The 19,397-nt window shown below is 59.0% G+C and carries 16 protein-coding genes; 1 reads left to right on the plus strand and 15 read right to left on the minus strand.

Annotated elements, in window-relative coordinates:
- Nucleotides 1-2: 2 nt before the first annotated feature.
- The 3 genes from gabD to glaH all read right to left on the minus strand — a co-directional run bounded on the left by gabD (nt 3) and on the right by glaH (nt 3,806).
- On the minus strand, nt 3-1,451 hold the full coding sequence (gene gabD, locus WHX55_RS16250) for an NADP-dependent succinate-semialdehyde dehydrogenase (protein WP_353740802.1): 1,449 nt from the start codon (nt 1,449-1,451) through the stop codon (nt 3-5).
- Nucleotides 1,452-1,464: 13 nt separating this feature from the next.
- Nucleotides 1,465-2,739 (minus strand): L-2-hydroxyglutarate oxidase, encoded by a 1,275-nt coding sequence (gene lhgO / locus WHX55_RS16255; RefSeq protein ID WP_353740803.1) that lies wholly within the window; start codon nt 2,737-2,739, stop codon nt 1,465-1,467.
- An 89-nt stretch (nt 2,740-2,828) separates the two neighbouring features.
- Nucleotides 2,829-3,806 carry a glutarate dioxygenase GlaH gene (gene glaH / locus WHX55_RS16260; RefSeq protein WP_353740804.1) on the minus strand — a complete coding sequence of 326 codons (978 nt, stop codon included), beginning with the start codon at nt 3,804-3,806 and terminating at the stop codon, nt 2,829-2,831.
- 195 nt (nt 3,807-4,001) lie between these two features.
- Between glaH and csiR the strand changes: the two genes are divergently transcribed.
- On the plus strand, nt 4,002-4,700 hold the full coding sequence (gene csiR, locus WHX55_RS16265) for a DNA-binding transcriptional regulator CsiR (RefSeq protein ID WP_353740805.1): 699 nt from the start codon (nt 4,002-4,004) through the stop codon (nt 4,698-4,700).
- A gap of 379 nt (nt 4,701-5,079) precedes the next feature.
- Here the strand turns inward: csiR and WHX55_RS16270 are convergent, their stop codons facing one another.
- The 12 genes from WHX55_RS16270 to WHX55_RS16325 form a co-directional block, all read right to left on the minus strand.
- Nucleotides 5,080-6,036 carry a cyclase family protein gene (locus WHX55_RS16270; protein ID WP_056723356.1) on the minus strand — a complete coding sequence of 319 codons (957 nt, stop codon included), beginning with the start codon at nt 6,034-6,036 and terminating at the stop codon, nt 5,080-5,082.
- Between the two features lie 173 nt (nt 6,037-6,209).
- On the minus strand, nt 6,210-7,454 hold the full coding sequence (locus WHX55_RS16275) for an OprD family porin (protein WP_218497861.1): 1,245 nt from the start codon (nt 7,452-7,454) through the stop codon (nt 6,210-6,212).
- A 184-nt stretch (nt 7,455-7,638) separates the two neighbouring features.
- A complete protein-coding gene (locus WHX55_RS16280; protein WP_218497860.1) occupies nt 7,639-8,793 on the minus strand; it encodes an iron-containing alcohol dehydrogenase in 1,155 nt (384 codons plus the stop codon).
- A 17-nt stretch (nt 8,794-8,810) separates the two neighbouring features.
- Nucleotides 8,811-9,965 (minus strand): iron-containing alcohol dehydrogenase, encoded by a 1,155-nt coding sequence (locus WHX55_RS16285; protein WP_353740806.1) that lies wholly within the window; start codon nt 9,963-9,965, stop codon nt 8,811-8,813.
- Nucleotides 9,966-9,974: 9 nt separating this feature from the next.
- Nucleotides 9,975-10,622: an ATP-binding cassette domain-containing protein gene (locus WHX55_RS16290; RefSeq protein WP_056723361.1), complete on the minus strand. Its 648-nt coding sequence runs from the start codon at nt 10,620-10,622 to the stop codon at nt 9,975-9,977.
- On the minus strand, nt 10,619-11,401 hold the full coding sequence (locus tag WHX55_RS16295) for an ABC transporter ATP-binding protein (RefSeq protein WP_056723366.1): 783 nt from the start codon (nt 11,399-11,401) through the stop codon (nt 10,619-10,621). The genes WHX55_RS16290 and WHX55_RS16295 overlap by 4 nt, the downstream gene beginning before the upstream one ends.
- Nucleotides 11,398-12,342 (minus strand): branched-chain amino acid ABC transporter permease, encoded by a 945-nt coding sequence (locus tag WHX55_RS16300; RefSeq protein WP_248687254.1) that lies wholly within the window; start codon nt 12,340-12,342, stop codon nt 11,398-11,400. The genes WHX55_RS16295 and WHX55_RS16300 overlap by 4 nt, the downstream gene beginning before the upstream one ends.
- Nucleotides 12,342-13,241, minus strand: coding sequence for a branched-chain amino acid ABC transporter permease (locus WHX55_RS16305; RefSeq protein ID WP_123722561.1), 900 nt, complete (start codon nt 13,239-13,241; stop codon nt 12,342-12,344). The genes WHX55_RS16300 and WHX55_RS16305 overlap by 1 nt, the downstream gene beginning before the upstream one ends.
- Nucleotides 13,242-13,313: 72 nt before the next feature.
- Nucleotides 13,314-14,633 carry an ABC transporter substrate-binding protein gene (locus WHX55_RS16310; protein WP_353740807.1) on the minus strand — a complete coding sequence of 440 codons (1,320 nt, stop codon included), beginning with the start codon at nt 14,631-14,633 and terminating at the stop codon, nt 13,314-13,316.
- 30 nt (nt 14,634-14,663) lie between these two features.
- Nucleotides 14,664-15,944 (minus strand): ABC transporter substrate-binding protein, encoded by a 1,281-nt coding sequence (locus WHX55_RS16315; RefSeq protein WP_353740808.1) that lies wholly within the window; start codon nt 15,942-15,944, stop codon nt 14,664-14,666.
- 337 nt (nt 15,945-16,281) lie between these two features.
- Nucleotides 16,282-17,586 carry a sigma-54 dependent transcriptional regulator gene (locus WHX55_RS16320; RefSeq protein ID WP_353740809.1) on the minus strand — a complete coding sequence of 435 codons (1,305 nt, stop codon included), beginning with the start codon at nt 17,584-17,586 and terminating at the stop codon, nt 16,282-16,284.
- Nucleotides 17,587-17,638: 52 nt separating this feature from the next.
- Entirely contained in the window at nt 17,639-19,354 is a 1,716-nt protein-coding gene (locus WHX55_RS16325) for an ATP-binding protein (protein WP_353740810.1), read from the minus strand.
- Nucleotides 19,355-19,397: the final 43 nt, after the last annotated feature.

Here is a 19,397-nt window from a genome sequence, read left to right on the forward strand (position 1 = left end):
GATTACACGCCGATACAGAGGTATTTGATTTCCAAGTAGTCCTCAATGCCGTACTTGGAGCCTTCACGGCCCAGACCCGAAGCCTTGATGCCACCGAACGGCGCGACTTCGTTGGAGATGATCCCGGTGTTGACGCCGACAATGCCGTATTCCAGCGCTTCGCCCACACGGAACACCCGGCTCAAGTCCCGAGCATAGAAGTAAGACGCCAGGCCGAATTCGGTATCGTTGGCCATGGCGATCACATCGGCTTCATCCTTGAAGCGGAACAGCGGCGCCAGTGGGCCGAAGGTTTCTTCCTTGGCGACGGCGGCGTTGCGCGGTACATCAACCAGCACGGTCGGCTCGAAGAAGGTCCCGCCCAGGGCGTGCGGCTTGCCGCCGGCGACCACGCGAGCGCCTTTGCTCACAGCATCTTCAATGTGTTCCTGAACCTTGGCCATAGCTTTGGCGTCGATCAGGGGGCCGGTGGTGATGCCGTTTTCCAGGCCATTACCAATGTTCAACTTGGCCACGGCCGAGGTGAGCTTGTCGACGAAGGCATCGTAGATGCCGTCCTGGATATACAGGCGGTTGGCGCAGACGCAGGTCTGGCCGTTGTTGCGGTACTTGGAGATCAGCGCGCCCTCGACGGCCGCATCCAGGTCGGCGTCATCGAAGACGATGAAGGGTGCATTGCCGCCCAGTTCCAGCGACACCTTCTTGATGTCCTTGGCGCACTCGATCATCAGCTGGCGGCCGATTTCGGTGGAGCCGGTGAAGGTCAGCTTGCGCACGAGCGGGTTACCGGTCAGCTCGCTGCCGACTTCGCCGGCACTGCCGGTGACCACGCTGAACACGCCTTTCGGAATGCCGGCGCGCTCGGCCAGCTCGGCCAAGGCCAGGGCCGAGTAAGGCGTTTGCGAGGCCGGCTTGAGGACCATGGTGCAGCCGGCGGCCAGGGCCGGACCGGCCTTGCGGGTGATCATCGCCGAAGGGAAGTTCCACGGAGTGATGGCGGCGGTGACACCGATCGGCTGCTTGAGCACCATCAGGCGCTTGTCGACCTGGTGACCGGGGATCATGTCGCCATACACGCGCTTGGCCTCTTCGCCGAACCACTCCAGAAAGGAAGCGGCATAAGCGATTTCGCCACGGGACTCGGTCAGTGGCTTGCCTTGCTCCAGGGTCATCAGGCGGGCCAGGTCTTCCTGGTTGGCCATCATCAGGTCGAACCACTTGCGAAGCTTGTTGGCGCGCTCCTTGGCGGTCAGGGCGCGCCAGGCCGGTAGCGCCTTGTCAGCGGCTTCAATGGCACGACGGGTTTCGGTCGCCCCCATCTTCGGCACGCTGCCAATGATTTCACCGGTGGCCGGGTTGTTGACCATGAGGGTCTGACCACTGTCAGCATCTGCCCAGGCACCGTCGATATAGGCTTGCTGGCGGAACAGTTTCGGATCGTTGAGTTGCACGCGAAATTCCTCGTTAGCGGGTTACGCCGGAAGCCGCCATCGGGGCGGTCCGAGTGGAGTTGGCGGGTTTGACAAAACTGACACCAGTGCTTGCTAGCTGCTCACGGACCTTGTCGACGATGTATGCGCCGATCGGGATGGCGGAGGTCGCTGCAGGCGACGGGGCGTTGCAGACGCTGACGCTACGGGCGGTATTGACGAACAGGAAATCGTCGATCAACTTGCCGTCAAGCGAGACAGCCTGGGCGCGCACACCGGCCGGGTAGGCGGTGAGGTCGCTCTTGTTGATGCTCGGGCAGTACTTCTGCACTTCCTTCAGGTAGCCGCCCTTGAACAGTGAGTTCTTCATCTCGATCAGGCCGGGGCGCAGGTTCTTCATCAGCACCTTCAGAATGCCCGGGGTGGTCAGGGTTTCGAACATGTCCGACAGCGAAAAATCGGTCTTGCGATAGCCTTCGCGCTTCATCGCCAGCACTGCGTTGGGGCCGACAGTGACGGTGCCGTCGATCATGCGGGTCAGGTGCACGCCGAGAAATGGCATGGACGGATCCGGGATCGGATAGATCAGGTGGTTGACGATCTGATTATGCTGTTTGGGCAGCAGGTAATACTCGCCGCGGAACGGGCAGATGATGAAGTTGGGCTTGATCCCGAGCATACGCACCACGCGGTCAGCCATCAGGCCCGAGCAGGTGATCAGGAAGCGCCCGTGGTGCTCCAGGGTGTCGGTGCGGACCACGACTTCATCGGGGCGCTCGCCGATGGCGACGACTTCGCTGTTGTAGCGGATCTCACCACCGGCGGCCTCGAATTCTCGGCCCATGGCCGCAGTGACCTCGGCGTAGTTCACAATGCCGCTCGAAGGCACGTAGATGCCGCCCAGGCCGACGATGTTCGGCTCGCGCTCGCGCAGCTCGGCGGCCGAAAGCCATGCACGCCTCAGTCCATTGGCTTCGGTGCGGTCCCACAACGCGCTCATGCGCTGCATTTCCAGCTCGTTGGTGGCCACCAGCAGCTTGCCGCACTCATCAAAAGGGATGCCGTGCTTGTCGCAGAAGGCCTTGGTGGCCTTGTTACCTTCCAGGCAGAAGCGCGCCTTCAGACTGCCCGGGGTGTAGTAGACGCCAGCATGGATTACGCCACTGTTGTGGCCGGTCTGGTGCTTGGCGGGGCCGGACTCTTTCTCCAGCAAGAGGATTTTTGCGTCCGGGTAAACCTGGGCCAGTTGCATGGCCGTGGACATACCCACAATGCCGCCACCGATGATGATGAAGTCGTACGCAGCCATTAGCTTGCACCCACCTGAATTACGTTTTTGTTGGAAGCGCGATAAGGGCCACATGAGGTGGCCCTCGTCACTTCAGCGTTTGGCAAACCTTACTGGCCGCGCTGGTACATGGTTTTTTGGTAGCTGATGTAGCCGCGCTGACGCATCAGCTCACGACGCAGGCCCGGGTGGGCGGTGAAGCGGTCACGACCGTGCAGCCAGAACATGTTGTTGACGAGCACGAAGCTTCCGACCGGCACCGGTACCGAAACCTTCTCCTGACTGCCTTCCAGGGATTCGCTCATGGCGGTCAGCCAAATGCCTTCCTCAAAGTCCTTGGGCTGCACGAACTGGTCGATGTAGCGCATCGTCGGGCGGCCTTCGGCGTCGTTGTCGAACACCGCATGGAACACGTCTTCACGCACGTTCTTGCTCGGTGGCGCGGTGAAGCGCATTTCACGGCGGGCAAGCGGATGCGTGTAGTAATGGTTCAGGTCTCCCCAATCGTCCAGGTGCAGCAGCAGGGTGTTGCCACCCTCCATGTTCTGCTCGTCGATCTTCATCATCAGCACATAGTCAGTGCGCTCCTGAACAAATGTGCCGTCGTTGTGCAGTTCCATGACCCGGTGTGGCTGGCGCAGGTAGCTGTCGGAGTTGTCGGTGTTGACCACTGCAAAGCGCGCGTAGAACTGGCCGCTCATGGCATCGAAGTTGGAGCGACCGATCAAGTGCGCGACGGCCGAGGAAAACTTGACCATGTCATCGGCCTGGGACACTTCGTTCAACCCCTCCGGCGTGATCAGCATGCCGCCGGTGGCGCGGTCGAGAATGGTGTTGATCAACACCGGGCGCAGGGTGCCTTCGCACAGCTCGTCAAGTATCTGGCCAACCCGGAAGCGCAGGAACGATTTGTACTCCAGAGCCTGGACCGGCCATTGCGTCACCGCCTTTATGAACGCGTCGACGGTTTGCTTGGCAAATTTCAGCTCAAGCAGGCGCGGTGACTGGCTGGAAGGGGTGAGAGTGAAACCCTTGCACTCCGATGGCAGTGGTATCACAAGGTCCTGAATTTGCGTAAAGGCGTTCATGGCAGTTCCTGGGCAGAAGGTAGGGATTGGCCCCTCCAGCATTGATGCGGATCAGGCTCAGAGCAAAAATATCGCCATAAATTCTAAATGTCTACATTTTTTAGCATTATCGACAAAACACCGTTTCGTCTTATGTTTTTCGTATGACAGATGTTTAGGTATGATTGGACCTTGTCGTTTTCAGGAGCAGTACCTTTGGATAGCCTCACCCCCAAGCAGAACTATGCATTCAGCGGGTATGAGCGACTCAAACAGGACATCATTCGCGGGGTCTTCAAGCCCGGAGAGAAGCTCCTCATGAGTGGGCTCAAGGAGCGTTATGACTTGGGGGTTGGCCCGCTGCGAGAGGCGCTTTCGCAATTGGTGGCCGAACATCTGGTGGTGGTGATCAGCCAGAAGGGCTACCGGGTCGCGCCCATGTCGTTGAAAGAAATGCAGGACATCTACGATGCCCGCGCCAACCTCGAGGCGATGATCGTAGGCTTGGCCATTGAGCGCGGTGACGACGCTTGGGAGGCGCAGATCCTTGCCCAGTCCCATACCCTCTCGAAAGTTATGGATGTCAAAACCCGAGAGCAGGTCTTGGATGTCTGGGACGAACGGCACAAGGCCTTCCACACGGCTATTGCTACCGGTTGTGGTTCAAAACACCTGTTACAGGCACGTGGCTATCTATTTGATCAGGCCGAACGCTACCGCCACCTTTGGCTGACCCAGACGGTTTTCTCCGAAGAAGCCCTGGCGTTGAAGCGCAAGGAACATGCTGCGCTGGTTGAAGCTATTCTGGCGCGCGATGCGCCACGGGCCAGCACCATGATGCGCACTCACCTGATGACGCCGGTACCGATCATCGCCGAGATTATGTTGGTGCAAGGAATGGGCAGTGCCGCGTGAGTTTGGGGTTGAACGGGGCGGCTAAAGCGAGCATATCCGCCCACTCTAGTGTCCTGAGCAGTTAATTCATTGATCTACCGGTAACGATATACTGTGCGTTTAAGTACATAAGGCGAAGCCGAGCGTTATTAACATTGAATTAATTGATTAACAGCTCAGCTCACTAACTAAGCTGTGCGCTTATAAGCATATTCGCGAATCTGTATCAGGCACTTGGCAAAAAACAATGGAGGCAGACACTCACAAAGAAGCCATAGAGTTCGCCCAGCTACAGATTGATTATCTCTATCACTGAGCCAGCAAATGTACTAGATTGAGACAGAAATCGGCGACTTTCACTTATGCTGAGGCAGGAGTAACCCTGCCCCAGCATAAACGACTATTTGATCACTACCGGATTGACCGGTGATCCGGCAGCGCGATGTACTTTTAGCGGGGCGGCCACATAAAGGAAAGTATACTGCCTGTCTTTAGCGCAACTTTCGGCTAGTTTTTCCAGGTCGCAGATCTCCGTAAAGGCGATACCAAGATTACGCATCAAAGCGCAGTGTAGTGGCAGAGCCACACCTGATACTGGGTCTGTCGTGACCTCATTGGCGATGGTATCGGTGACAAGGTTTGGAATTTCCTTGTCATGGAACCATCGAACAAGCTCCTCCGAATATGTAAGGCCTGGCTCGCAGAATCCGTCGTAAAACGCCTCGCCCTGCTCATAGAAAGCTTGAAGGAAGTTAGTCCTGATAATCAGGATATCGTGGGGCTCGATCGTATGGCCCTGAGCCTCTGCGCACGCCATAAGATCCATGTGAGTGAATGTCTCACCTTTATCCAGCATACGCTTGCCACGATGCCGTGCCATATCCAGTAATACGCCGCGCCCGACCACTCCTCGCTCGCCGATAGGTGCGACACTGGCCTTGTCGAGGCCACCCACAGTTGTTCGCGCGTCGTAGCCGTTCCATATTTTCCCGCCGTACCAGAGGTGGCCAAGCGCATCATATTGCGTGGAGCCTTGCAGGAACGCGTCGATCTTGTCATCAGCGTAGTGCAACCCGCCGGGATAACATGGGCCATGATCATTGTCCCAGCTTGACTCATCGAGAACCATAGTACGTTCCGCCGGGGTACGGCCTGGCCAAACCGGATCGCCTGCGGGATCACCGATCATACGCTGTAAAGTAAATACGCTTCCCGTCTTAATATGCGCAACCCCGCGCATGACTTCTTGCGCGGTCAGGTAATTCAGAGAGCCAACTTCATCTTCCGCGCCCCACTTGCCCCAGTTAGAAGGAGCGTCCTTCAAAAAATCATCCATCTTAGGAACTGCAGCAGTCATGATGTTTTCCTTTTCAGTCACGGTGGTTATTGAAGCGCACGACTAATGCGCCTTGCGTCCTTACCGCTCAGGACATACAAAACATTGAAATGAAAGTGCTCGCTTAATGACAAACGAGCGGCGGCTACAAAAGTCTGTAGCCGCTGGCGTAGCGTGCGATCTGTTTAGCGGTATTAAAGCGCCGAGAAGGGGTAGTTGATAATCAGACGGTTCTCGTCGAACTCCAGGCTGCTGTAATCGCGACGCAGGGTGCTGTTGCGCCATTTCAGCGACAGGTTTTTCAGGCTGCCACTCTGGATCACATAGGCCAACTCACTCTCCCGGCCCCACTCCTTGCCGTCACTCACAGTCGCGGTGTGTACGTCTTCACCGCTGATGTAGCGGTTCATCAGGGTCAACCCGGGAATGCCCACACCAACGAAGTTGAAGTCGTGACGCAACTGCCAGGACCGCTCCTTGGCATTGTCATAACTGGAGTTGTAGCTGTCGTTGGCCAGGGTGCCGCCGCTGGTGCCATTGACCCGCATCCAGGCGTTGTCGCCGCTGATTTTCTGCAAGCCCAGGTAAAAGGTGCTGCTGCCATACTTGGCCGAGAACATGGCGGAGGCGGTTTTGTTGTCCAGCTCCCCTGCCCGCTCGCTGCCGCTCTCCTTGCCGATGAAGTAGCCAAGATTGGCGCCCAATACCCAGCTACCCACTGTTTGGCTGTGCACCAGGTTGATGAACTGCTGGTTGTAGATGTCCTTGAGCTCGGCATTCCACAGGCCAATCATGGTTTGCTTGCTGTTGAAGCTGTACTCGCCCCCGGCAAAGTTGAAGCGATCGGAGGTAACCCCGCCCCTCCCGGTCATCGACATATCGTCCATGCTCGCGTCGTTGCGTGGACTGTTGCCGCGGAACTGCCCACCGTACAGGGTCAAACCGTCGATATCCTGGGAAGTCACCTGGCCCCCGCGGAAGGTTTGCGGCAGGGCGCGGCCGTCATCGGAACGCAGGATCGGCAGTACCGGCATCCATTCGCCGACCTTCAGCTCAGTTTTTGCCAGCCGAGCCTTCAACGCCACGCCCAGTCGCCCGAAATCATCGGCTGGACGGCCATTGTCATGCACTGGCAGCAACTGGGTGTTGGCGGTACCGCGACCACCATCGAGTTTGAGCGCATACAGCCCCAGCACGTCCACACCAAAACCCACGGTGCCCTGAGTGAAGCCGGACTTGGCGTCGAGGATAAAACTCTGAGTCCACTCCTCGGCCTTGCTCTGCGGGTAAGCCGGGTTGGTAAAGTTGCGGTTGATGTAGAAGTTGCGCGAGGTAAGGTTCGCCTTGGCGTTTTCGAGAAAGCCCTCGGCAACGGCCGGAAAGGCAGACGCGGCCAGCGCCAGCCCTAAGACATAGGTACCGACGACAGGTGCCAACATGCGGCTGTTTTTATTGCAGCAGTTCATTATTTTTATACTCATGGTTAAAAAAGCACACAAAACCCTCCCCTCCGCGTTGGCAGACGAGGTGAATAAAGGGAGGGACAAATGGATACACACTGTCGAATCAGAGCGCGTATCCCTTCGGCGCACCGCACGCTAATGAGCGATGCGCGTCAGTCGGTTAGAAGATGCTGCGGTAGAGGGCTTCTACGTCCTGCTCGGTCATGTCCCTGGGATTGCTGTCGATCAGGCGACGCAGGTTCACCACCACCGAGTTGGCCATTTCGGTGAGGGCGGGTTCGTCCACTCCCAGTTTCGACAGCCGGGTTTCCAGGCCACTGTCGGCCACCAGCACTTCAATTGCCTGAACAAAGGCTTCGGCGGCCTCGGCTTCGTGCTCGAAATGGCGGCCCGGCAACAGGTACGTCGCGAGCTCCGCATATTGGCTTTGCGCCGCGCTTAGGTTGAAACGCAGTACCGGCGCCATCACCAGGGCATTGGCGTGGCCGTGGGGAATGTGAAAGCGTGCCCCTAGCGGATAGGCCAACCCATGAATCGCCGCCACCGAGGCGTTGACGAAGGCCATGCCCGCCATCAGCGAGCCTTGCAGCATCGCCGTACGCGCCACCACGTCCTGACCGTTGGCCAATACTTTGCGCAGGTTGGCGCTCAGCAATCCCAAGGCGGTGGTGGCCAAGCCATCGGCAATCGGGTTCTTGCGTGTGCGACTGGTGTAGGCCTCGACTGCATGCACCATGGCATCCAAACCGGTGGCGGCGGTGACCCTGGCCGGCAGTCCGAGTGTCAGTTGCGGGTCGAGCACCGCCACGTCCGGCATCAGTTGCGACGAATACACCGCTTGCTTGCGCTGTTGCTCGTCAGTGATGACGGAGACCCAAGTCACTTCAGAGCCGGTGCCTGCCGTGGTCGGCACCAACACCAGCGGCACCCGCTGCCCCAGGGCTTTGTCGGTTCCATACAACTCCTCCAAAGGCTGTTCGCTGTTGATCAGCAACGCCACTAGTTTGGCGGCGTCCAAGGAACTGCCGCCGCCGAGGCCCAGCACGCCATCGGCCTTGAATTGTCGGGCCTGCTCGGCGGCCTCTTTGACCACGGCGGACGAAGGGTCGGGAACCACTTGGTCGAACACTGTGACTGCGCAGCCAGCCACCTCAAGCGAGGCCTGGGCCTTAACTGCAAAACCCAGGCTGACAATGCCAGGATCGCACACCAGCATCACCCGTTGCGCACCGAGATCCTTGAACACCTTGCCCACGCTGTGCAACGCGCCCGCTTCGCAGACTATGCGCGGCACGCTTCTGAATTCATAATTCATCGGTCAGTCCTTTTTGTTTACAGCACCGAGGCATAGATGGCGCGGGCATCTTGGCGTGTTACCGGGCGCGGATTATTGATAAGCAGGCGCTCGACCTTCATCGCGTCATCGGTCAGGCGATCCAGGTCGTCGGCAGTCACGCCCACATCCCGTAGCCGCTGGGCAAACGGCATGCGTCCCACCAACCGGGTCATGAACTCAACAAAGGCATCGCAGGCCAACGCCTCGCTGGCAAAGCGCTGCCCTGGCAGCACTGCCGCCGCCAGTTGCGCATACAGCGCCTCGGCTGCCGGACGATTGAAGTTCAGCACCGGCACTAGCACCAAGGCGTTGCTCAAGCCGTGGGGTACATGGAAGTGGCCGCCCAATGGGTACGCCAGGGCATGCACCGCCGCCACCGGCGAGTTGGCAAAGGCCATGCCCGCTAGCATCGAACCGAGAAGCATGTCGGAGCGAGCCGGTAAATCCCCAGGCGTCGCCAGGACCCGATCCAGATTACCCGCCAGCAGGCGCAACGCCTGCATTGCCAGGCCATCGGACAGCACATTCTTCTTGTGCACGCTGGTGTAGGCCTCGATGGCATGGACCATGGCATCGATACCGGTCATGGCACTGACAGCTGCAGGCAGGCCGACGGTCAGTCGGGCGTCCAGCAGCGCGATATCCGGATACAGCAATGGGCTGACAACGCCCTTTTTCTCATGGCTGGGAGTGGTGACAATTGCTACCGCCGTCACTTCCGAGCCCGTCCCTGCCGTGGTCGGCACCTGGATCAATGGCAAACGCGGGCCTTGGGCCAGGTTGATACCGTAGATCGACTCCAGCGCCTGCTCGCGACCACAGAGCAAGGCTACCAACTTCGCGGTGTCCAGGGAGCTGCCACCGCCCAGGCCGATCACTGCTTGGGCACGGCAGTTACGGGCGGCATCCACCGCGTGCTGTACCGATTCCGACGGTGGATCGGCCTGCACATCGCTGTACAGTGTCGCTTCGACCCCGGCTTCGTGCAGGGCTCGCAAGGGTGCATCGAGCAAACCGGCGCGCAACAACCCCGGATCGCTGACCAGCAATACCCGCTCGGCCTTTAGCTCGCGACATAAGGTGCCCAGGCGCAACGCGCCATCGATCTCACAGATCACACGTGGCGTGGTTTCAAAGTTAAATGTCGACATACATCTGCCCTACCCTGCTGTCACGCTGCCGCGCTCGATGCGAAACAACGCATCGACCAGGTCGGCAGAATGTGTGTCATCGGATTCAGAGATCAACACGCACAGGCCTTCCTGGCCCAGCTTGGCAATCACCTCGCTTAAACGCCGGGACAGGACCGGCGCTACGCCCTCGAAAGGTTCGTCCAGAATCAACAGTTGATTGCCCGGCATCAGTGCCCGGGCCATGGCCACCAGCTTCTGCTGACCACCGGACAACTGCATCGCCTTGCGGTCACGGAACTGGGCGATCTCTGGAATCAGGCTATAGACCCAGTCCAAACGCTGTTTGCTGTCGGCCAGTTTGTTGGCCCACACTGGCAGCATGATGTTCTCTTCCACGGTCAGCGACGGAATCAGGCGTCTGTCTTCGGGCAAGTAGCTGATACCCGCTGCTGCGCGAGTAAAAGCCGGCTGCGCGCGCAGGTCCTGTCCGCCAAAAAACATCTCGCCGCGGTCCGTGGGCAACAAACCCATGATGGCGCGAATCAAGGTGGTCTTACCGGCACCGTTGTGGCCGATCAGACCGACCATTTGCCCGGGGGCGATGGACAGCGAGACGTCATTGAGGATCGGTATACCTTCAATCGATACATTGAGATTGCGAATTTCCAGGCTCATTTCACGGCACTCCTTTGCGCCTTGTCGTGGGCTTTGGCGCCGCCAGTGACGAACTCCTGCACCCGGGCATTGGCCAAGACGTCTTCCGGGGCGCCGTCGGCCAGGACTTCACCGCTGTAGAACGCGAGAATGCGCGACACATAGCGGCGTACCACGTCCATGTCATGCTCGACGAACAGCACGGTTACTTGATGCTCGGCAACGACGCGCATCACGGTGTCCATCAGCGCGGTTTTCTCTTCGGCGCTAACGCCGCTGGTGGGTTCGTCGAGCAGCAACATCTGCGGATCACCAATCAACGCCATGGCAATATCGATGAGTTTGCGCACCCCCTGCGGTACCGCGGTGACCAGAGTGTCACGCCATTGCGGTATGCCGAACTCGACAAGAATGGCGTCGGCACGGGCAATCCGTGAGGCGCTGCGCATAGGCACAAGCAGCGCTGGAAACGGGCTTTCGGCCGCCGCCACCGCAATCAGCAGGTTGTCTAGCACGCTCAATTGCGCAAACAGTTGGGCGACCTGGAACGAGCGGGCCATGCCCGAGCGGGTAATCGCTCGAGGCGTGCGACCAATGATCGACTGGTTATTGAACAGGATCTCGCCCCGACTCGGCTTCAAGTAACCTGTGACCATATTGATGAAAGTGGTCTTGCCGGCACCATTGGAGCCGATCACACCGACCACTTCCCCTTTGTTGATCCGCACATTGACGTCCTTGGCTGCAGTGACAGCGCCAAACTCCTTGCACAGACCCTGGGTTTCGAGAATGCAGGTCATGCTTTTGCCCTCCTAGCGTTACCGGTAAACAGGCTCCACAAGCCCTTGGGTAGGAACACGATGATCGCCAGTAAGGTGAAGCCCAGAATCATCTGCCAGCTATGGGGCACCAGTTCGATGGCGTAAGTGCGCACCACGGCAAACACGATGGCGGCGATAAAGGGTGCCGCCACGTGGGCGGTGCCGCCGAGTAAGGCGATGAACACGAACTCACCGGAGGTGATCCAGTAGGCCATTTCCGGATCGATATGCCCGGCGGACAAGGCCATGAAACCACCGCCCAATGCCGAAACGGCTGCGGCGGCGACGTAGTTCATGTACAGCACCCAGCGTGGGGACTGCCCGAGGTATTCGACACGCACTTCGTTTTCACGAATTGCTTCACACATCATCCCGGCATTGCTGCGGCTATAGCGATGCAGCAACACAGCCAGCACCGTCGAACTGGCAACAATGATCATGAACAAAACCAGCGGTCCCTGCCCGGCGGCTGGCGACCAGCCAAACAGGGTCCAGGCCTTGACGTTGAAGCCGTCAGTACTGCCCAGGGCCGAGCTTTTCACCAGCACGCCATAGAGGATCATCGAGAACGCCAACGACAGCATGGCGAAGAAAATCTCCCGATAGCGGGTCATCAGCAGGCCTAGAATCATCGCCAATAAAACCGCGACGCCAACGCCGATCATCAGCAACACGGCTAGGTCGGTGATATTTAGGAAATGCCCACTCATGCCCACGGCATAGCCGCCAACGCAGAAGAACAAGCCCTGGCCAAAGGTCACCAGACCGGCGCGCATCTGCATCACCACGCCTTGCACTACCATGGCCTTGGCCAACGCCATGGTCAGCAAAAACACCAGCCATTGCGGAGCAATCCAGCCACCGGCGGCCAGCAGCGCCGCAACCGCCAGCAGAATCAGTTCTGTTTTATCCATGCGCATCAGATTTTCCTCGCTAACACGCGACCGAACAGGCCTTGCGGACGTACCGCCAGAACCAGCGCCATGACGCCGTAAATCACAAAGAGTTCGAATTCCGGCGCATAGTGCACCGCCGCCGCACGGCTCAGCCCTACTAGCAAGGCGCCTACCGCTGCTCCTTCGATACTGCCCATGCCACCGATCACCACCACGGCGAAGGCCAGGACGATAATTTCCACGCCGATGCCCGGCGCTACGGAAATAGCCGGAGCGGTCAAGGCACCGGCCAAGGTACCGAGCATGGTGCCCAACACAAAGACCAGGGTGAACATGCGCTTGACGTTGACGCCCATGGCCATAGCCACTTCACGGTCGTGGATCACAGCCCGCAGGACCTTGCCCTGGTTGGTGCGTTCCAGCCACAGGTACAAGCCGAGTCCAAGCACCAGCGAAACGCCTACCAGCATCAGGTCGTAATTGGAAACCTTCAGCCCGGCCAAGGCGCTACGGCCCATTTCGGCATAGGGTTGATAGGCGAAATAGGGGTTCACGCCCCAGATCATTTTCATGGTGTCTTCCAACACCAGCAGCAGCGCGTAGGTGATGATCACCATCAGCACTTCGTCTCGGCCGTACATAAACTTGAGCAGCCCGCGCTCGATAATCAGGCCAACGATCAGCCCAGCCACCAGGGCACAGCCAAGCATCAGTAGGTAACCGGCCCAGACCGGGCCGATACCGTTATTGAAATACCAGCCCACCAGCGAAGCTGCGGTGTAGGCGCCAATGGCATAAAAACTGCCATGGGCCATGTTCAGGATCCGCATGACCCCGTAGATCACCGTCAACCCTGCCGCGACCAAAAACAGCCACGAGGCATAGATGGTGCCGTCAATCAGCACCGCGAAAAGACTCATCATAGAGGTCCTACCTTGGCATAAAGGTGGCGACGCCGAACGGGCCGCCACTTCGGAACAATCAATCGAGATTGATCAGTTGCACTGGGCACCGGGGAAGCCAGCCTTGATCCATTCCAGGGCGGGAGTGCCGTCGGGTGGAGTCACGCATTCGCCGGAGAAGGCGATGACGTTTTGCACGCTGCCTGTCTTGCTCGCCTTGTCGAATTGGTACTCGCCATAGGAAATGCCCTGCATCGCCTGATGCCCCCCGGCGCGAGCCATTTGCACCGTGCCGGACACCGACTCAAAGGTCGCGCCCTTGAACGCCTTGGCGATCTCCTGCGGCGCAGGGATCTTGCCCGGTTCAACCTTGGCGTTTTCCGCTGCGTGCTTGAGGCCGAGAATGGCTTGGGCCATTTTGCTCGCCGGGTAAGTTGGCGCGGTGTTGTACGCGGTTTGGTACTTGTCCTTGAACCAGCGATTGAGTTCGTTATCTGGCGCGAACGCACCAAACGGGCCACGACCACCTATGACCATGCCGTTGGGAGCCTGGTCCTTGTAGCGATCCAGAGCGGACTCGCCGCAGGTCAGGACCGCGGTGGCGTCTTCCAACAATCCACGGGCATTGGCTTGCAACACAAGCGCTTCCATGTCACCGCCCCAGAAGCTGGAGTGGATGATGTCCGGGCGTTTGACCGACAGAGCGGAAATCTCGGCGCCGTATTGACCCTGGAAGACCTTGGGCATCTGCGACTCGACCACCTTGGCCTTGGGCATCAACTGCTCCATGGAGTGGGTGAAGTCTTTCCAGCTGTCTTGTCCAAAGGCGTAGTTCTGCTGGATGCCGGCAACTTTCTGCGCGTCGGGGCGGGTCTTGGTCAGGTAACGGGCGGCGCCGATATTGTCCACGACCGCATCAAGGCCGGTGCGGAACACAAACTGCGGGGTCTTGTCTTCATTGAACAGCTGAGAAGTGCCGCAATCGTAAAACACGGTCATGGCCCCCAGCTCTTCGGCCACAGGCGCAATGGCCAGGCAGTCACCGGAGGAAATGTAGCCCACCACTGCATCGACCTTCTGGCGCTGCACCAGGTTACGGAACTCTTCGACCTGTTTAGCCGCGCCGCCCGCTTCGTCGATGATCACCACCTCGATTTCGGCACCGTTGATACCAATGGTGTTGTAAGGCGCCGGGAGCTTGCCTTGGTTTAGCCCTTCCACCAGCACTTTGGCGGCGTTCGCGGAGGGCTCGCCGAACGGCCCGGCTGCTGGGCCCGATAGGAAAGTCACCACGCCGATACGAAACTTACCGTTCTCGGCAGCCATGGCCGAGGAACCCATGGACAGGGCCACGCCAGCGGTAATGGCGAGGGTCAAACGGTGCTTCAGTATGTTTTTCTTATAATTGTTCATCTGTGCTTCCACTTTCGATTGATGAATTGACTAGGGACTCTCGGGACGACTCTTTTTCGAGTTAGGGCTTTCAGCGCTCATTCGACGCTTGATGGTTGCGCTGTTCTGCTGCAGTTCCTGGGCGGAATACACCACCCAATTACCCAGCATCACCTTGGCGGGCGGGTAATCGTTATTGAGCACCGGAGTGCCGATTGCCTGGGTCTGCTGAATCTGGTGGGTTTGCGGATCGATCCTTGAGACGAACCCGGGCGGATCTTCTGGCAAGGCAATTTCCAAGCCTTCCAAGGCACGTATCAACTCCTGGGAGTCGGTGCTGCCCAGCGCTTTTTCATAGGCTTTGGCTAACACCATGACACCGGTGTAGGCACCTTCGGCGGCGTAGGTCGGGTAGCGACCGTTGATGGCCTGGAAGCGCTCGACAAAGAAACGATTGCGCGGCGTATCCGGCCAGTTGTTATGGTGCCGTGCCGAGAGGATCAGCCCCGGAAGGGCCTGGTCGCCCAGGGACACCAGGAAATCGTAGTTACCACCGGTGTCGAAGTTGGCGAGGCGCGAGGTGGCGAACAACCGGGTGCTTGCTGCCTGCTTGACGAAGGCCTGGAAGTCACCGCCCCACAGGGCCGAGACAATGATGTCGGGTTTAGCTTGTTCCAGAGCGGCGATATAGGCGGAGTAGTCAGGCTCATACAGGCGTGGCCAGAGTTCGGTGACGTCTTCGAACTTGACACCCAGTTGGGCAAAGGCCTCGTGCAAGTCATCGCGGGACACGTGGCCGTATTCGTAATCCGGACCTATGAACGCCAGGCGCTTCCATCCGGTTTGTTGTTGCAGGGCTTGCAGGTAGCGGGCACCGGCGGCCATCGAGGTCCAAGTGTCATTGGTGACGCGGAAATAGTACGGGTGGCCGTTTTCCAGGGTCATGCGCGAGGACGCATGGTCGGTGCCGATCATCAGTACTTTCTCGCGCTTGGCCAACTGACTGACCGCCAGCCCCACGCCGGACGAGACCATACCGCACAGCACTTGCACACCGTCCTGATGGATGAAGTTTTTCGCCAGGCCTACGCCATAGGAAGCCTTGGACTGATCGTCATCGATGATCACGCGCAGTCGTGGCACTTGCTGGCCGGCCTCACGCTGCGCCTGCAACTCGCCTAGGGCAATCTGGATGCCGGCGATGCTGTCCTGGCCGTAGATCGCTGCGCGCTCGGTCATCGGGTAAAGGCAGCCCATCGTCAGGTCTGCCTGAGAGGCGGCCGCGCCCAACTCCACGCGGCCGACTTGAGCCGAGGCAACAACGCTCAGCAAAAGACTGCACATTGTGAGCGAGCAATAAAACCATGGACGTGGCAGAGACATAAGTATCCTTTAGGGCGTTGGCAACGCCTCTTGTTAGTTCGCCAGAGGGATAGAGCAAAGGGTGTGCCAGAACTGCTGAAACGCTTGTAGCCGTTGCCGAGGCAAGTGGCTGTGATCGGACGCATAGCGGCCGCCAGCCTGGAAATGCAATCTGCCAGGCATACCTGGGCGCCCGGGGTGAGCGCGCTTGAAATTGATCGCAGCCACTTGCCTCGGCAGCGGCTACTGAGATTTGCGACGATTGCATTGAGCGCCTGGCGCTCAACCTGCGCGCATTGTTGAGCGGCTACCGCTCGGTCGAGCGATCCAGTCCCAGGCGATGCAGACGGCGCTTGAGCGCGTGCCGGGAAATCCCCAACAGGCTTGCTGCCAGGCCCTTATGGCCCGATGCGCGGCTTAGAGCATCGGTGACCAGATCACGCTCGGCGAGCTCGAGCTGCTCGCCCAGTACCAGTGGCTCGATCTGCAGGCCTTGCAATGCTGAAGGCAACATCGCCACGCTGATCGCCTGCCCCGGTGACAGTATGGTCAAGCGCTCTACCAGGTTTTTGAGCTCGCGCACATTCCCCGGCCAGCGGTGACGGACCAATGCCTGGGCGCTGTCCGGCAGGAAGCGGATCGGTTCGACCCCTTCCTCTACAGCCTGGCGCCGAGCGAAATGCTGGGCCAGCAACAGCACGTCTTCACCGCGCTCGCGCAGTGAAGGAATATCCAGTGTGATCACGTTCAGGCGATAGAACAGGTCCTCACGAAACCGTCCCGATTGCACGTCATCGGCCAGATCCCGATTGGTTGCCGCCACCACCCGCACATCCGCGCTACTCGCGGCACTGGCGCCCACGGCTCGGTAGCTGCCGTTCTCAAGAAAATGCAGGAGCTTGGCTTGAAGCGCCAGCGGCAATTCGCCGATCTCATCGAGAAACAGCGTGCCGCCATTTGCCTGACTGACCAGCCCGGCACGCTTTTGGTGAGCGCCGGTATACGCGCCTTTTTCCGAACCAAACAACTCTGCCTCGATCAACTGCTCCGGCAATGCCGCACAGTTGACCTCGATAAACGGTTGCCCGCCCCGCCCGCTATGGTTGTGCAGGGCTTGGGCGACCAAAGTCTTTCCTGTGCCGGATTCTCCAAGCAACAAAATCCGCGTTGCGGAACTACGGGCAATGCGCCCCACCGCTGCGTGCAAGGTGCTCATCGCCGGGCTATGACCGAGCAGGCCAGCGGCCAGTTCATCACTCACCGCCACTGCGGGCTCTTCGCATCTGGCCAATGACAAGGTGCTGGTGATGGTCGCCAGCAGGTCGTCGAGTTCAAAAGGTTTTGTAAGGTAGTCAGTGGCGCCGCTTTTCACTGCCTGTACGGCGGCGCGGGTGTCACCGTGAGCGGAAATCATGATCACCGGCAGTCGTGCGTGAAGCTGGCGTATACCGTCCAACGTAGCCATGCCATCGATGCCCGGTAAGCCGAGGTCAAGCAGCACGATATCGATGCCGGTGGTCTCCCCCGCCAACAACTCCAGCGCCGCCTCACCACTGCCGGCCGTGCTGATGCGCATTCCTTCACCGCGCAGGGCATAGCTGAGGGAGCGCACCAGCGCCTCTTCGTCATCTACTATCAAAACGTGAATGTCCGACATCGGTGGTTTACTTCGCCTCGTTCCCTGGGGGCGCGGGGAAGTCCAGGATCACCTGAGTCCCTACGCCAAGCGTACTGATAATGTCCATGCGCGCACCGTTGGCATCCAGCAGTTGCTGACTGATGCTTAGCCCCAGCCCGGTACCCCGCGCCTTGGAGGTAAAAAACGGTTGGCGGATGCGCTGCAAGTCCGCCTCGGAAATACCGCATCCCTGATCAATGACCATGACTCGCACCTGCCCACCCCATACTTGGGCGCACAGGCGCACGGGGCTCTGGTTGTCGCAGGCCTGGAAGGCATTCAAACAAAGGTTGACCAGGATCTGCCGGATCTGGTCCGGGTCGACGTAAAGCTGCAAGCCTGGTTCTGTTTCGCACAGCAATTGCGGGTCGTCCGGCCCTGCCAGCCGGACGATCTGCTCGAATAACGACGCGACGGCAACCACCTCGGGTTGAGCCGGATGAGGCCTCCCATATTCCAACAGATCGCTGGTGACATGGGATAAGCGGTCGATTTCCTTGCCCAGGTCGATCAGCAAGTGGCGTCGCTCGGGCTCTTCTTCTCGGCGCAGCAAGGCTTGCACTGTAGTTTTCATGGTTGTCAGGGGATTGCGTACCTCATGGGCCACGCCCGTGGCAAAGGCCCCCAGTACCGCGAGATTTTCTGTCCGCACAGTGTTTTCCAACACATCCGCCAAGCGCGCGGCCATTACATTGAACGCCCGCGCTACATGGTTGATTTCGTCGTCACGGGGCTGTTCAGCCAGGCGATAACTGAGGTCGCCCATGGACAACTGATGAGCGCCCTGTAACAAGGTGCTGACCCGCGAGCGCAACTGTCGGGACAGAGTAAAAAACACTATGAGGATAAACACGATAAAACCAGCAGCTATCCAGTACAACCACCAGCGTGCATCGTTCAACGGCTTAAGGATGGCCCCAGGCTGCACTCTGAACACCAGTTGCCAACCGGGAATTATCTGGGGGCCGTCACGCCACTGATTCGGCGCCTCGACCGCGCGCCCGGTGGGGTCGATAAAGGCACCGCCTGGCACCCGCAGCAGCGGCGCAACCACCCCGCTCATCCCGGCACTGACGAGCAACTCGGTGAGCGATGCAAGGCGCAGGTGCAAGGCGATGCGCACGCGGTGATCGGTGCGACCATTGCGGATGGTCTTGCGGATCAAGAAGCCACCCGAGCGCCCGGGTTCGGCCAGCAATGGCCCGATCACTTCGATATCACCGACCCACTGGATCGGCAGTCCGGCGATAGACCAATGAGTGTTGGCCCAATAGGGCTCACCAGAGGCGGCTTGCCCCGGCAGCACGTTGACCAAATGATCCTGTTCATCGAAAAACAACACGCCATACAGAAACGGAAAATCCGCTTCGATCTTGAGCAAAGACTCCACGTCACTGCCGGGGGCGGACTGATCGGCAATAAACCCCGGCATGTTCGGGTGATTGGACAATGCCGAGACCTGGTAAAAGCGATCATCGAGAAATGAAGACAAGCGGTTCGCTGTGGACAAGGCCTGGGCGTCCAGACGTTCACCAGTCAAGCGATTGAGCAAATCTTTGGCCAATTGCTCATAGAGCACTGCCAGCATAATGAGGGCGATGCTCATCACAAAGACGGACAGCAAGGTATAGCGTGCCACCAGGCTGCCGTGCGGCCGGGCGAGCCAGTTGCGCAGCAAGCAGAAGTAAGCAGTACGATTCATGGCTTTTTTTGATTGTTTTTGTAAAGTCGCTGCCAGCATAGAG

The sequence above is a fragment of the Pseudomonas fluorescens genome (assembly GCF_040448305.1).
GTDB classification, from domain to species: Bacteria; Pseudomonadota; Gammaproteobacteria; order Pseudomonadales; family Pseudomonadaceae; genus Aquipseudomonas; species Aquipseudomonas fluorescens_BH.